The 13,755-nt window shown below is 66.0% G+C and carries 11 protein-coding genes; 3 read left to right on the top strand and 8 right to left on the bottom strand.

Annotated elements, in window-relative coordinates; translation table 11 throughout:
- Window positions 1–352 precede the first annotated feature (352 nt).
- The gene (locus BMW87_RS35210; RefSeq protein WP_093058190.1) at window positions 353–913 is read left to right on the top strand and encodes a response regulator transcription factor; all 561 of its coding nucleotides are present in this window, start codon (window positions 353–355) and stop codon (window positions 911–913) included.
- A 50-nt stretch (window positions 914–963) separates the two neighbouring features.
- On the opposite strand, the gene BMW87_RS28065 is transcribed toward BMW87_RS35210, so the two are convergent.
- The 4 genes from BMW87_RS28065 to BMW87_RS28050 all read right to left on the bottom strand — a co-directional run bounded on the left by BMW87_RS28065 (window position 964) and on the right by BMW87_RS28050 (window position 6,128).
- Window positions 964–1,734: an ABC transporter permease gene (locus BMW87_RS28065; protein WP_093058140.1), complete on the bottom strand. Its 771-nt coding sequence runs from the start codon at window positions 1,732–1,734 to the stop codon at window positions 964–966.
- 11 nt (window positions 1,735–1,745) lie between these two features.
- Entirely contained in the window at window positions 1,746–2,606 is an 861-nt protein-coding gene (locus tag BMW87_RS28060; RefSeq protein ID WP_093080536.1) for an ABC transporter ATP-binding protein, read from the bottom strand.
- Window positions 2,606–3,637: an ABC transporter substrate-binding protein gene (locus BMW87_RS28055; RefSeq protein WP_093058142.1), complete on the bottom strand. Its 1,032-nt coding sequence runs from the start codon at window positions 3,635–3,637 to the stop codon at window positions 2,606–2,608. The genes BMW87_RS28060 and BMW87_RS28055 overlap by 1 nt, the downstream gene beginning before the upstream one ends.
- A gap of 190 nt (window positions 3,638–3,827) precedes the next feature.
- A complete protein-coding gene (locus tag BMW87_RS28050) occupies window positions 3,828–6,128 on the bottom strand; it encodes an NADP-dependent malic enzyme (RefSeq protein ID WP_093080533.1) in 2,301 nt (766 codons plus the stop codon).
- Between the two features lie 210 nt (window positions 6,129–6,338).
- Between BMW87_RS28050 and BMW87_RS28045 the strand changes: the two genes are divergently transcribed.
- Window positions 6,339–7,679 carry an NAD(P)/FAD-dependent oxidoreductase gene (locus BMW87_RS28045; protein WP_093080531.1) on the top strand — a complete coding sequence of 447 codons (1,341 nt, stop codon included), beginning with the start codon at window positions 6,339–6,341 and terminating at the stop codon, window positions 7,677–7,679.
- A 3-nt stretch (window positions 7,680–7,682) separates the two neighbouring features.
- Here the strand turns inward: BMW87_RS28045 and BMW87_RS28040 are convergent, their stop codons facing one another.
- The 3 genes from BMW87_RS28040 to gcl are packed head-to-tail and all read right to left on the bottom strand — an operon-like array spanning window position 7,683 to window position 11,232.
- Window positions 7,683–8,591 carry a 2-hydroxy-3-oxopropionate reductase gene (locus BMW87_RS28040; protein ID WP_093058145.1) on the bottom strand — a complete coding sequence of 303 codons (909 nt, stop codon included), beginning with the start codon at window positions 8,589–8,591 and terminating at the stop codon, window positions 7,683–7,685.
- A gap of 42 nt (window positions 8,592–8,633) precedes the next feature.
- Window positions 8,634–9,419, bottom strand: coding sequence for a hydroxypyruvate isomerase (hyi, locus tag BMW87_RS28035; protein ID WP_093080528.1), 786 nt, complete (start codon window positions 9,417–9,419; stop codon window positions 8,634–8,636).
- Window positions 9,420–9,441: 22 nt separating this feature from the next.
- The gene (gene gcl, locus BMW87_RS28030) at window positions 9,442–11,232 is read right to left on the bottom strand and encodes a glyoxylate carboligase (RefSeq protein WP_093080525.1); all 1,791 of its coding nucleotides are present in this window, start codon (window positions 11,230–11,232) and stop codon (window positions 9,442–9,444) included.
- A 110-nt stretch (window positions 11,233–11,342) separates the two neighbouring features.
- Here gcl and BMW87_RS28025 point away from each other — a divergent pair, with 110 nt between their 5' ends.
- Window positions 11,343–12,245: a LysR family transcriptional regulator gene (locus tag BMW87_RS28025; RefSeq protein WP_093080523.1), complete on the top strand. Its 903-nt coding sequence runs from the start codon at window positions 11,343–11,345 to the stop codon at window positions 12,243–12,245.
- 6 nt (window positions 12,246–12,251) lie between these two features.
- On the opposite strand, the gene BMW87_RS28020 is transcribed toward BMW87_RS28025, so the two are convergent.
- Window positions 12,252–13,748, bottom strand: a complete 1,497-nt coding sequence (locus tag BMW87_RS28020; protein WP_093080520.1) for a carotenoid oxygenase family protein — start codon at window positions 13,746–13,748, stop codon at window positions 12,252–12,254.
- Window positions 13,749–13,755: the final 7 nt, after the last annotated feature.

Raw genomic sequence — 13,755 nt, 5'->3', positions numbered from 1 at the left:
CGCGGACCTATCTGCACGATGGTGCGGTCTTTATCATTAACCTCCGGATACCTCCAAAACAAGTGCCCCGGGGGAAGCCATGGAAGAAATCCCACTGTCGTCTGCTGGGCTGGAACCTGCGTGGAACGCAGATCCGCGGCCGTTCACGCAAGACTTCCGCCCCCCGTCGCCATTTGCGCCACCCACGCTGTGGACATCGAGCTGTTTTCAGCCGGCTTGCCTGGAGATTCCATCTCCTGCCCCGTGCCCTGCAGTCGAAGTCCGTGTTCCGGTTCTCGTCGCAACCTGTCCAGGTCGCGCATCGCCGCTGTCCGGGCTGGACCTGTTGGCCTCGAGGCACTGGGCTGAGCAGATGTATCAGGTCGAGTACGCGGAAATGAAAAGCATCTCTGACCTGGAAGCCTGCTGCCGGCAGCAGGCGCCTCGTTTGCTGTTGGTGGACATCGCGTTGATTTCACCGGAGAGAGTCAACAAACTGGACGATCTGCGCCGCCGCTTTCCAGCCACCGACTGGCTCCTCGGCTGGGAGGAGCCCTCCATGCTGGGGCTGGATGCAGCGATCCGGAGTCAGGCGCGCGGCTGCGTCGAGTGGACAGCGAGCGCAGAGCAGTTCGCGCAATCGCTGGATGCCGTGCTGGCAGGCACCTTGGGCTTCCCGGGCCCGGTGTTGCAGGCACTCTATCTGTCTGTGCTGCGATTGAAGGCAGGCGGCGGGCGGCCGGCGTCCTGCGCGATATCACCTGCAATCAAACTGACCGCACGCGAGGACGAGGTGCTTTCGCTGATGTACCGGGACATGACCAACAAGCAGATCGCCGAGCGACTCGGCATCAGTGTCAACACAGTCAAGAAGCACCTCGCCCACGTGTTCGCGAAGCAGGGGCAGCACAGCCGGCGCTGGCATCTCACCTGATCCGCACTTGATCCGTGGCAGGCACCGATGTTGAATCCGGCGCGGCCTACTTACTGATTCTGCGAACCCCGGTGCGCCCAACCCGTGGTGTGCTTCTCGATCACGCTGAAGAGCTCGTACATCAGCATGGCCATTGCGCCCACCACCATCAGACCCGCGAAGGCCAGGCCCATCTGCATGGCCGAGCCGGCGGAGATCAGCAGGTAGCCGATGCCTTCGTTGGCAGCGGTCATCTCGCTCACCGTGGTGCCGACAAAAGCCAGCGTGATCGCCACCTTCAGCGAGCCGAAGAAGTAGGGCATGGAACGCGGCAGGCCGATCTTCATGAGCACGTCCCAGCGCTTGGCGCCGAGCACGCGCAGCACGTCTTCGAGTTCCGGCTCCAGCGTGGCCAAGCCGGTCGCAATGTTGACCATGATCGGGAAGAAGCTGATCAGAAAGGCCGTGAGAATCGCCGGCCCCACGCCGATGCCGAACCACACCACGAGGATAGGCACGAAGGCCGCCTTGGGCAGTGCGTTGAAGGCGGTCATCAGCGGGTAGATCGCCGCGTACGCGATGCGCGAGCTGCCGATCACGAAGCCCAGCAGAACGCCCACCACGATCGCCAGGCCAAAGCCGGCCATCGTGACCCAGAAGGTGCGCCACGCGTGGCCCGCGATGATTTCCTTGTATTCCCAGAACTGCGTCCAGATGCGCCAGGGGCTCGGGAAGATGAAGTCCGAAACCTCGAAGCCAGCGCAGATGACCTGCCACAGGATGAGCACCGCGACCAGCAGCAGCCATGGCGACCAGCGTTCGATTTGCTTGGTGTTCTTCATGGTGCGCCCGCTCAGTGAGACACGGCCGCGGCCGTCTGCGCTGCGCTGATGCCGGTATTGCGGATGGCTCCGATGTGCCCGCGCAGCTCCAGCACGATGTCGGTGAACTCCTTCGTGTAGGTGAGCTCGAGTTCGCGCGGACGCGGCAGGTCGATCTCGCGCTTGACCACGAAGCGCCCCGGGCTCTTGCTCATCACGTACACCGTGTCGGCGAGGAACACCGATTCGCGCAGGTCGTGCGTCACCAGGATCACGTTGAACTGCTGCTCGGTCCAGAGGTCGCGCAGGATGCACCACAGCTCTTCGCGCGTGAACGCGTCGAGCGCGCCGAAGGGCTCGTCGAGCAGCAGCATCTTGGGCTCGTGGATGAGCGCGCGGCAGATGCTCGCGCGCTGCTGCATGCCGCCCGAGAGCTGCCACGGAAACTTGTCTTCATAGCCCGCAAGGCCCACCTTCTGCAGCAGCTTGCGTGCGCGCTCGACGTATTCCTTGCGCTTGGCCTTGAAGTTCGAGCGGTAGGGCTCGACGATTTCCAGCGGCAGCAGCACGTTGTCGACCGTGGTGCGCCACGGCAGCAGCGAAGGCGCCTGAAAGGCCATGCCCGATATCTTGAGCGGCCCGGTCACCGGCTGGCCGTCGATGCGAATCTTGCCCATCGAGGGCATCTTCAGCCCCGTGGTGAGCTTCATGAAGGTCGACTTGCCGCAGCCCGAGGGGCCGACGATGGCGATGAATTCGCCGCGCTTGACCTTCAGGTCGATGGCCTCGACCGCGAAGTGGTTGGCGCGCAGCAGCTCTTCGTTGTAGGCGAGCCAGACGTCCTGGAAGTCGACGAAGGGGGCTGCGGCCGCGTCTTGCGATGCGTCCGCCATCACTTGCGCAGGATGTTCAGTTCGGCGGCGGGCGGCAGCAGCGAAGCGGTCCACACCGCGTCGGGGCTCACGCGCGTCTTGGTGTTGAAGGCGTCCGACACCTGCGAGGCCATCAGCGACATGCGGCCTGCGTTGACCGCGCCGAAGCCTTCGGCGCGTGCGTCAGGGCTGTTGATGACGGTGTCGATGGCCAGTTGCAGGCGGCGGGTTTCGAGCTTGCTGTCGATGATGCCGTCCCGCGCCTTCACCGATTCGATGGCCACGGCCGGGTTGGCAATGACTTCCTTCGCGCCCTTGGCAAAGGCCGAGAGGAATTTCTTCACCGCCGCCGGGTTCTCCTTGATGAGCTTGGGCGAGGCGATGATGACGTTGCCATACAGCTTCACGCCGTAGTCGGGGTAAGGCAGCACCACCACGTCGGCCGTCTTGGCGCCGCGCGCCTCGAGGTTGAGCAGCGAGGTGAAGGTGAAGCCGGTGATGGCGTCGATGTCGCCGCGCATCAGCATGGTTTCGCGCAGCGTCGGGTCCATGGCGGTCCAGTTGACGGCGCCGATGTTGTTGGCCTTGGCGAAGATCGGGAACGCGCGGCGGCCCGCGTCGAACACCGGCGCGCCCAGCTTCTTGCCGGCAAGGTCGGCCGGCTTGGTGATGCCGCTCTTCTTGAGCGCCATGACCGAGGCCGGCGTGTTGTTGTAGACCATCATCACCGCGACCGGCTTGTTGGGGCTGTCGGGGTTGTTGGCGTGGAACTCCATCAGCGCCGCGAGGTCGGCAAAGCCCATGTCGTAGGCGCCCGAGGCCACGCGCGTGACGGTGCCGCCCGAGCCGTTGCCCGCGTCGATGGTCACGTCGAGCCCGGCCGCCTTGAAGTAGCCCTTGGCCGCGGGGTGCAGGAACAGCGCGGCCGGCCCTTCGAAGCGCCAGTCGAGCTGGAACTTGATCGGCGTCGGGCTCTGTGCAAGGGCCGGTGTGAGGCCGAAGCAGATGGCCGAGGCGGCGAGGAAGGACTGGAGCAGTTGGCGCTTGTTCATGCGGAGATCGATCCGTTAGGGGAAGGTGAATGCTTCGGCATTCAAGCAAAAACGGTGCCCGCACGCGATTGGTGCGAACCCTTCCAGTGGATCGAGACGGTGCGCCTTTGCACCCCTCAAATGCAAAAACGCGGCGAGGCCGCGTTTTTGGCACCGAAGGCGGGCAAAAACACCCACCGACTGAAGGCTCTTACTTGTCGACCGTGACCTTCGCCACCGCCAGCGCCGTCATGTTGATGATGCGGCGCACCGTCGACGACGGCGTCAGCACGTGCGCCGAGCTCGCGGCGCCCAGCAGCACCGGGCCGACGGTGATGCCGTTGGCACCCGTCATCTTCAGCACGTTGTAGAGGATGTGCGCCGAATCGAGGTTCGGGCACACCAGCAGGTTGGCTTCGCCGCTCAGCGTGGTCTCGGGCAGGGCGGTGCGGCGGATTTCTTCCGATAGCGCCGCGTCGCCATGCATTTCGCCGTCGCATTCGATGTCGGGCGCCATCTGCGCGAACAGGTCGCGCGCCAGCCGCATCTTGCGGGCCGAGCCGCGGCTGGAGGTGCCGTAGTTCGAGTGCGACAGGAAGGCCACCTTCGGCGGCAAGCCGAAGCGGCGCACTTCCTCGGCGGCCATCAGCGCGATGCTTGCCAGCAGCTCGGCGCTCGGGTCTTCGTTCACGTTGGTGTCGGTGATGAACACCGTGCGCTTGTCGAGCGTGAGCGCGTTCAGCGTTGCGAAGCCGGGCGCGCCGCGCTTCAGGCCGATCAGGTTGCGGATGTGCTCCAGGTGCACGTCGAAGCGCCCGACCAGGCCGCAGATCATGGCGTCGGCGTCGCCCAGGTGCATCATCAGCGCGGCGATGGTGGTGTTCGAGCGGCGCACCATCGTCTTGGCGGCCTCCGGCGTCACGCCGCGGCGGCCCATGAGCTTGTGGAAGCTTTCCCAGTAGATGCGGAAGCGCGGATCGTCCTCGGGGTCGACGATCTCGAAGTCGATGCCCGTGCGGATGTGCAGGCCGGCCTTCTTGATGCGCGCCTCGATCACTGCGGGGCGGCCCACCAGGATGGGCTTGGCCAGGCCTTCGTCCACGGCCCACTGGGCGGCGCGCAGCACGCGCTCGTCTTCGCCTTCGGCGTAGGCCACGCGCTTGGCGGTGGCGATCTTGGCGGCGCTGAACACCGGGCGCATGAACATGCCGGTCTGGTAGACGAAGCGCGTCAGGTGCTGGCGGTAGGCGTCCATGTCTTCGATCGGGCGCGAGGCCACGCCCGAGGCGGCGGCGGCCTTGGCCACGGCCGGGGCGATGCGCAGGATCAGGCGCGAGTCGAAGGGCTTCGGAATGATGTAGTCGGGGCCGAAGGCCAGCTCCTGGCCGGCGTAGGCGGTGGCCACCTCTTCGCTGATGTCGGCCTTGGTCAGGTCGGCGATCTCGCGCACGCAGGCCAGCTTCATTTCTTCCGTGATCTTGCTGGCGCCGCAGTCGAGCGCGCCGCGGAAGATGTACGGGAAGCACAGCACGTTGTTGACCTGGTTCGGGTAGTCCGAACGGCCCGTGGCAATGATGCAGTCCGGCCGCACGGCCTTGGCCAGCTCGGGGCGGATTTCAGGCTCGGGGTTGGCCAGCGCCAGGATGATGGGCTGCGTGCCCATGGTCTTGACCATGTCGGCCGTCATCACGCCCGGGGCCGAGCAGCCCAGGAACACATCGGCGTCCTTCACCACGTCGGCCAGGGTGCGGGCGCCGGTGTCTTTCTGGGCGTAGCGTGCCTTGGATTCGTCGAAGCCGCCCGCACGGCCCATGTAGATCAGGCCCTTGGAGTCGCAGGCGTAGATGTTGGCGGGCTTGGCGCCCAGGCCCACCATCACGTCGAGGCAGGCGATGGCGGCAGCGCCGGCGCCCGAGACGGCGATCTTCACGTCCTCGATCTTCTTGCCGACCAGCTCCAGGCCGTTGAGCAGCGCGGCGGCCGAGATGATGGCCGTGCCGTGCTGGTCGTCGTGGAACACCGGAATGTTCATGCGCTCGCGCAGCTTCTTCTCGATGTAGAAGCACTCGGGCGCCTTGATGTCTTCGAGGTTGATGCCGCCCAGCGTGGGCTCCAGCGCCGCGATGATGTCGACCAGCTTGTCGGGGTCGTTCTCGGCCAGCTCGATGTCGAACACGTCGATGCCGGCGAATTTCTTGAACAGGCAGCCCTTGCCTTCCATCACCGGCTTGGCGGCCAGCGGGCCGATGTTGCCCAGGCCGAGCACGGCCGTGCCGTTGGTGATGACGCCCACGAGATTGCCGCGCGCGGTGTATTCGGAGGCCGTGGCCGGATCCGCGGCGATGTCGAGACAGGGGTACGCCACGCCCGGCGAATAGGCCAGCGACAGGTCGCGCTGGTTCAGCAGGGGCTTGGTCGGGGTGATCGAGATCTTGCCCTTGACGGGCGAGCGGTGGTATTCGCGCGCTGCCTCGCGAAGTGCTTCTTCTGCAGGGGAAAGGGGTGCAGCCATGAAAGTCTCCTTGTTTCTGACGGGCAATGAGGCTACCGCAAAAGCGTGGCCTCTTCTTACAGGGTGAATGCCGAAAACGCCTGGATCTATATCTTTAGCTTGATAAGGAGGGCTGGCCGGTTCGCTAAACTGCAGATCGTTACCTACGGTTAACAGGGTATTGGCCGGGGAATCTCGAACAACGACAAAACCAATGAGGGGCAACAGCGCATGACATCCGGACCTTTCACCAGCAACGACCCCGATGTCGTGGTCATCGGCGGCGGCCCTTCGGGCTCCACGGTGGCCGCGCTGCTCGCGGACAAGGGGCACGACGTGGTGCTGATCGAGAAGGCGCAGCATCCGCGCTTTCACATCGGCGAATCGCTGCTGCCGATGAACATGCCGCTGTTCGACCGGCTGGGCGTGCGCACCGAGGTCGAGGCCATCGGCATCCGCAAGCACGGCGCCGAGTTCGTCTCGCCCTGGCATGACCACACCAGCCACTTTCACTTTGCCGAGGCGATGGACAAGAGCTTTCCGTACGCGGTGCACGTGCGCCGCTCGGAGTTCGACGAACTGCTGTTCCGCCATGCCGGCAATCGCGGCGCGCGCACCTTCGAGGGCCAGCGCGTCACAGGCGTGGACATGGAGGCCGGCAAGGGCACGCCAGACAACCGCCCGCTGGTCAAGGTCAAGGCCGACGACGGCACCGAGACTGCCTGGCGCCCGCGCTTCGTGATCGACGCGAGCGGACGCGACACCCTGCTGTCGAACCAGTTCGACGCCAAGCGCCGCAACCGCAAGCACGCCAGCGCCGCGCTGTTCGGCCACTTCGCCAACGCCGAGCGCCGGCCGGGCCGCTTCGAGGGCAACATCACGCTGTTCTGGTTCGACCACGGCTGGTTCTGGTACATCCCGCTGAAGGACGGCACCGTGAGCGTCGGCGCGGTGGCTTCGCCCGCGTACTTCAAGAACCGCAAGGGCACGCTCGAAGAATTCCTGATGGAAACCATCGCGCTCGCGCCCAAGCTGGCCGAGCGCCTGAAGAACGCCACGCTGATGGAAGGCGCCACCTCCACCGGCAACTACGCCTACGACTCCGCGTTCTGCCGCGGCGACCGCTTCATGATGGTGGGCGACGCCTATGCCTTCGTCGACCCGATGTTTTCCTCGGGCGTGTACCTGGCGATGAACAGCGGCTTCGAGGCCGCCACCGCGGCCGACCACTGGCTCAAGGGCGAGGCGAAGGAGGCCGAAAAAGCCTTCCGCCATTACGAGAAGGTGATGAAGCGCGGGCCGCAGATGTTCTCGTGGTTCATCTACCGCATCACCTCGCCGGCCATTCGCCGTCTGTTCATGAACCCGCGCAATGTCTGGCGGATGCAGGAGGCGCTGCTGTCCATCCTGGCCGGCGACCTGTTCCGCAACACTCCCATCGGCCCGCGCTTCTGGGGCTTCAAGGTGACGTACTACGCGTCGTGCCTGGGCATCCTGCCCCAGGCCATCAAGACCTGGGCATGGCGCCGGCGCAACCTCAAAGAGTCTCTGGAGGCTGCTGCGAAACCCTGAGGCTCAGTCAGGAGTGACGGTGTGCTGGGCGAGCGCTTCCAAAGCCCGCACCAGCGCCGAGTGGTCGAGCTGGCCGTAGCCCAGCGCCGCACACGCATTCATCAGCTGCGCGGCTCCCGCTGTCTGCGGCAGCGCCACGCCCAGCGAGCGCGCGCTCTGCATGGCGAGGTTCAGGTCCTTCTGGTGCAGCGCGATGCGGAAGCCCGGCGCAAAGGTGCGCTTGATCATCCGTTCGCCATGCACTTCGAGAATGCGCGAGCTGGCGAAGCCGCCCATCAGCGCCTGGCGCACCTTGGCCGGATCGGCGCCGGCCTTGGAGGCGAACACCAGCGCCTCGCCCACGGCCGCGATGTTCAGCGCCACGATGATCTGGTTGGCCACCTTGCAGACCTGGCCGTCGCCAGCGCCGCCCACCAGCGTCACGTTCTTGCCCATCTTGTCGAGCAGCGGCTTCACGCGCTCGAAGGTGCCTTCGTCGCCGCCGCACATGATCGTGAGGCTGGCGGCCTTGGCGCCCACTTCGCCGCCGGAGACCGGCGCGTCGATGTAGCCGGCGCCGAGCGCGATGATGCGCTTGGCGAAGCCCTTGGTGGCAATCGGGTCGATGGAGCTGCAGTCCACCACGATCTTGCCGCGCGAATCCTTCAGGCCCTCGGCCACGCCTTGCGTGCCCGGCTCGCCGAACAGCACCTTCTCGACGTCGGGCGTGTCCGGCACCATGATGAAGATGATGTCGGCCTGGCGCGCCACCTCGGCGGCCGAGGCGCAGATCGTGGCCTTCGAGATGAAAGGCTCGGGCGTGTTGCCCTGCGTGTTCACGAACAGCTGGTGGCCTGCGTCGAGCAGGTGGCCCGCCATGGGCGCGCCCATGATGCCGAGGCCGATGAATCCGATTTTTTGTTGGGTTGTCATGTCTCTGGTTTCCTTATCCGATGTTCTCGAGGTTCGCGATGTTCATTGCTTCTGCGTGAGCGCCTGGCGCCAGCCGAGGCCTTCCACCGTGGTCGCGCGGGGCTTGTATTCGCAGCCGATCCAGCCGTCGTAGCCGAGCGAATCGATGTGCTCGAACAGCCATGGATAGTTGATCTCGCCCGTGCCCGGCTCGCCGCGGCCCGGGTTGTCGGCCAGCTGGATGTGGCCGATCTGCGCGAGGTGCTTCGTGAGCGTGTTGCCCAGCTCGCCTTCCATGCGCTGCGCGTGGTAGATGTCGTACTGCACGCGCAGGTTGGCCGAGCCGACTTCTTCGATCAGCACCAGCGCCTGGTCGGTGCGCGTGAGAAAGAAGCCCGGAATGTCGAAGGTGTTGATGGGCTCGATCAGCAGGCGCAAACCTGCCGCTTCGAGTTCGCGCGCGGCAAGGCGGAGGTTGTCGACCACCGTCTTGTGAGCAAGCTCCCTGCTCACGCCGGCCGGCACCTTGCCCACGAGGCAGTTGACCTGCGGGCAGCCGAGCGCCGTCGCGTAGTCGATCGCCACGCCGATGCCTTCGGCGAACTCGCCCGTGCGGTCGGGGTGGCAGGCGATGCCGCGCTCGCCCTTGTCCCAGTCGCCGGCCGGCAGGTTGTGCAGCACCTGCTGCAGGCCGTTGTCGCGCAGGGCGGCGGCGAGCTCCTTCTTCTCGAAGGGGTAGGGGAAGAGGTACTCCACCCCTTCGAAGCCCGCCTTGGCGGCAGCCTCGAAGCGCTGCATGAACGGCAGCTCGGTGAAGAGCATCGTGAGATTGGCTGCGAACTTTGGCATGTCGTTTTTCTTTCTTGCAGTCTCAATCCAGCATGGCCGCGACGGCGGTCGGCGCATCGGCGATGGTCTCGGCCAGCGGTTCGAATTCGGTGATGTTGTCGATCTCGGTGCCCATCGCGATGTTGGTCACGCGCTCGAGCATCACTTCGATCACCACCGGCACGCTGAACTCGGACATCAGCGCCTCGGCGCGGCGGATGGCCGGCGCGATCTCTTCCTGCTTGTTCACACGGATCGCCTTGCAGCCCAGGCCCTCGACCACTTTCAGGTGGTCCACGCCGTAGCTGCTTTCGATGCCTGCATCGGGGCCCGCGTTGATGTTGTCGAAGGCGAGCTGCACGCAGTAGTCCATCTCGAAGCCGCGCTGCGCCTGGCGGATCAGGCCGAGGTAGGAGTTGTTCACCACGATGTGGATGTACGGCAGCTTGAACTGCGCGCCCACGGCCAGCTCTTCGATCATGAACTGGAAGTCGTAGTCGCCCGAGAGCGCGACGATCTTGCGCGTCGGGTCGGCGGCGCGCACGCCCAGCGCGGCGGGAATGGTCCAGCCCAGCGGGCCGGCCTGGCCGCAGTTGATCCAGTGGCGCGGGTTGTACACGTGCAGGAACTGCGCGGCGGCGATCTGCGAGAGACCGATGGTGCTCACGTAGCAGGTGTCGTTGCTGAAGTTGTTGTTCATGCACTGGTACACGCGCTGCGGCTTCATCGGCACGTCGTCGAAATTGGTCTTGCGCAGCATGGTCTTCTTGCGCTCGATGCATTGCTTGGCCCAGCCGCGGCGGTCGGGCAGGCGGCCTGAAGCCTTCATTTCTTCGGCCACTTCAACGAAGAGTTCGAGCGCGGCCTTGGCGTCCGAGACGATGCCGAAGTCAGGCGTGAACACGCGGCCGATCTGCGTGGGTTCGATGTCGACGTGCACGAAGGTTCGGCCCTTGGTGTACACATCGACCGAGCCCGTGTGGCGGTTGGCCCAGCGGTTGCCGATGCCAAGCACGAAGTCGCTCGCCAGCATCGTCGCGTTGCCGTAGCGGTGGCTGGTCTGCAGTCCGCACATGCCGGCCATCAGCGGATGGTCGTCAGGGATCGCGCCCCAGCCCATCAGCGTGGGAATCACCGGCACGCCGGTGGCTTCGGCAAAGCGCACCAGCAGGTCGGCCGCATCTGCGTTGATGACGCCGCCGCCGGCCACGATCAGCGGGCGCTCGGTCGCATTCAGCATGCCGATGGCTTTTTCGATCTGGGCGCGCGTGGCGGTCGGCTTGTAGGGCTTGAGCGGCTCGTAGCTGTCGATGTCGAATTCGATCTGCGCCATCTGCACGTCGAAGGGCAGGTCGATCAGCACCGGGCCCGGGCGGCCCGAGCGCATCAGGTGAAAGGCCTGCTGGAACACCTGCGGCACCTGGCCCGGCTCGCGCACCGTGACCGACCACTTGGTGACGGGCTTGGAGATCGACTCGATGTCGACCGCCTGGAAGTCTTCCTTGTAGAGCCGCGCGCGCGGCGCCTGGCCGGTGATACAGAGAATGGGGATCGAATCGGCCCAGGCCGAGTACAGGCCCGTGATCATGTCGGTGCCCGCCGGCCCCGAGGTGCCGATGCAAACGCCGATGTTGCCGGCGATGGCACGGGTGTAGCCCTCGGCCATGTGCGAAGCGCCCTCGACGTGGCGCGCGAGGATGTGCGAGATGCTGCCGCGCTGGCGCAGCGCCGAATACATCGGGTTGATTGCCGCGCCCGGAACGCCGAAGGCCTGCGTCACGCCTTCTTTTTCCATCACCAGAACCGCGGCTTGCACCGCTGTCATCTTTGCCATTTGAGTCTCCTTGAGGTGGTCCCACTGTAGGAAGCGGGGGGCATTCGAAGAAGACGGCTGGGGACCATAAAACCTATTCCATGGCGGAATAAGTGACTACCATCCGGCCCATGGACAGATTGTTGGCAATGGAAATGTTCGTGCGCGTGGTCGAGACCGGCAGCTTCTCGAAGGCGGCGCGCGAGTTCAACACCACACAGCCCACCGTGACCAAGCAGATAGCGGCCACCGAAGAGCGGCTGAAGGTGCGCCTGCTCAACCGCAACACGCGCGGCGTGAGCCTCACCGAGCCGGGCGCGCTGTACTACGAGAAGTGCAAGACCATCGTGCGCGAGGCCGAGGAGGCCGACAGCATCGTGCAGCTGCGGCAGAACCAGGCTCAGGGGCTGCTGCGCGTGGGCACGTCGGTGGCATTCGGGCGGCGCGTGGTGGTGCCGCTGGCGCTCGAATACATGCGCCGGCATCCGCAGGTGCAGCTCGACCTGAGCTTCGAGGACCGCTACGTGGACCTGATCGCGCAGGGCATCGACGTGGCGATCCGCATGGGCAAGCTGGCCGATTCTTCGCTGGGTGCGCGCTACCTGGGCGTCAACCCGTGGGCGATGGTCGCGTCACCGGCCTACCTTAAGAAACACGGCACGCCGAAGCGTGCGCAGGACCTGAGCGCGCACGTGGCGCTCATCTACAGCAGCGTGGTGGGCGACGAGTTCTGGCGCATGCACACGCCCAAGGGCGAGCCGGTGACCGTGCCGATGTCCGGCCGCTTCCGCTCCAACAATCTTTCCGCCGTGCTGGCCGCGGCGCGCGACGGGCTGGGCATTGCGCTGATGCCGCGCTACGTGGCCAGCGACTCGCTGGCCACGGGCAAGGTGCGCGAAGTGCTCGGCGACCACGCGCTGCCCGAGCAGGAGATCCACGCCGTCTTTCCCTCGCCCAAGCTGGTGCCGGGCAAGGTGTCGGGCTTCGTGGCCTTCCTGCAGGGGCGCTTCGACGAAGGCTGGTGGGCGGCCTGAGCTTCTTCAGGCCGCAACGAATGCGCCGTGCAGGCCCAGCGGCAACGCATAAGGCAGCGTGGCCTGCGCCACCGGCCCCGCCGCCAGGTGGTCGGCCGCGAAGCACGACAGCACCGTCTTCTGCCGGCCGAAGTCGAGCACCGTGCCCAGCACCCAGCCCGGCTTCGAGCCGTCTGGCACGAAGACATGCTCTTCCACCATGGCCTGCGCGCCATAGTTGAAGCGCTGGCTGCGGCCGGTTTCGACGTCGGTGCGCGCGATGGAGCCGAAGCCCGGAATATCAGGGTGGATCTGCGTGGCATGAACCACGTTGCGGTGGCGCATGCCCACGCGGCGCGGGTCGATGCGCGGAAACTCGGCCTCCAGCGGCAGGGCCTTCTGCGTGGCCTCCCCAGTGCCGAGATTCAGCGTCGCGACGGTCAGGTGTGGATGGGTGCTTCTCACAATGCGCGCGCGCATCACTTCGCGGTTGGTCGTGAACACCGAGTCGGCGTTGTCCGAACGCACGTAGTCGATGTGGATCTGCGTGCCGCGCGGCGTGTCTTCTTCCCAGGCATTGCCGACGTGAAAGAGGAAGCCGGCCGGCAGCGTGAGCATCTGGCGCTTTTCCCAGTTCTGCTTGTCGACCACCAGCGCGCGCATGCCGAGCTCGGGCCGCCAGACGTGTGCGTCTAGGAAGCTCGCACCGGCCTCCTTGCGCTTGCCGTCGTAGACCAGCGGCGGCATCAGGAACACCAGGTGCCGCTCGGTCACGGCGAAGTCGTGGACCATCGGCATGTCAGCCACCGGCACCACGGCGGCGCGCCGCAGCGTGCCTTCGGGCGCAATCTCGTACAGCGCCAGCAGGCCCTGGCCGGAGCTCACGCCGAAGTTCCAGATAGTGCCGTTCGGATCGACCTTCGGGTGGGCCGAGAACGGCATGCCCGCGAGGTCGGCGCGCCAGGTCTTCACGCCCAGCGTGTCCAGCGTGCGCGCATCGATGCGCGTGGCCGAGCCGCCTTCCCACAGCGCCAGCACCTCGCCGCGCATCGGCAGCACGCTGGTGTTGGCGACGTTGATGCTGTCGGCCGAGGTTGGCGGTTCCACGCCCGGCGGCATGGTGCCGAAGGCCTCGAACAAGCGGCGGCCGGCCTTCGCCTCGGCCACGCGCTTGGGCGTGGCGACGTAGCGGCCCTGGTGGCGCACGTCGGCGCCGTCGATCACGAAGCTGTGCACCATGCCGTCACCGTCGAACCAGTGGTGGTAGCGCTCGCCGCCCAGGTCGTGGCCGGCCGGGCCGATGCGAAACAGCGTGCCGGCGACGGCATCGGGAAAGCGCCCGCGCACCGTGGCGCGGGTCGGCGGCAGGTCGCCTGCGGGCGTGGTGAAGCCGGTCTTCCAGGGCGCGCTGGCGGCTTCGAACTGGGCTTGCCAGTCGTCGGTGCCGGCGGCGCGCGCCAGCGGTGCCAGCAGGGGCAGGGCGCCGGCCGAAACCAGCAGGCGCAGGAGTTCGCGTCGTTCCATGGCGGTC

This window comes from Variovorax sp. OV084, assembly GCF_900111625.1.
In the GTDB taxonomy this organism is placed as follows: domain Bacteria; phylum Pseudomonadota; class Gammaproteobacteria; order Burkholderiales; family Burkholderiaceae_C; genus Variovorax.
This window is presented reverse-complemented; position numbering and strand designations above follow the sequence as displayed.

Excerpts from the sequence above, each read along its gene's own strand:
- BMW87_RS35210 (WP_093058190.1), top strand. The coding sequence starts at position 353 with ATGTATCAGGTCGAGTACGCGGAAATGAAAAGCATCTCTGACCTGGAA.
- BMW87_RS28065 (WP_093058140.1), bottom strand. The coding sequence starts at position 1,734 with ATGAAGAACACCAAGCAAATCGAACGCTGGTCGCCATGGCTGCTGCTG.
- BMW87_RS28060 (WP_093080536.1), bottom strand. The coding sequence starts at position 2,606 with ATGGCGGACGCATCGCAAGACGCGGCCGCAGCCCCCTTCGTCGACTTC.
- BMW87_RS28055 (WP_093058142.1), bottom strand. The coding sequence starts at position 3,637 with ATGAACAAGCGCCAACTGCTCCAGTCCTTCCTCGCCGCCTCGGCCATC.
- BMW87_RS28050 (WP_093080533.1), bottom strand. The coding sequence starts at position 6,128 with ATGGCTGCACCCCTTTCCCCTGCAGAAGAAGCACTTCGCGAGGCAGCG.
- BMW87_RS28045 (WP_093080531.1), top strand. The coding sequence starts at position 6,339 with ATGACATCCGGACCTTTCACCAGCAACGACCCCGATGTCGTGGTCATC.
- BMW87_RS28040 (WP_093058145.1), bottom strand. The coding sequence starts at position 8,591 with ATGACAACCCAACAAAAAATCGGATTCATCGGCCTCGGCATCATGGGC.
- hyi (WP_093080528.1), bottom strand. The coding sequence starts at position 9,419 with ATGCCAAAGTTCGCAGCCAATCTCACGATGCTCTTCACCGAGCTGCCG.
- gcl (WP_093080525.1), bottom strand. The coding sequence starts at position 11,232 with ATGGCAAAGATGACAGCGGTGCAAGCCGCGGTTCTGGTGATGGAAAAA.
- BMW87_RS28025 (WP_093080523.1), top strand. The coding sequence starts at position 11,343 with ATGGACAGATTGTTGGCAATGGAAATGTTCGTGCGCGTGGTCGAGACC.
- BMW87_RS28020 (WP_093080520.1), bottom strand. The coding sequence starts at position 13,748 with ATGGAACGACGCGAACTCCTGCGCCTGCTGGTTTCGGCCGGCGCCCTG.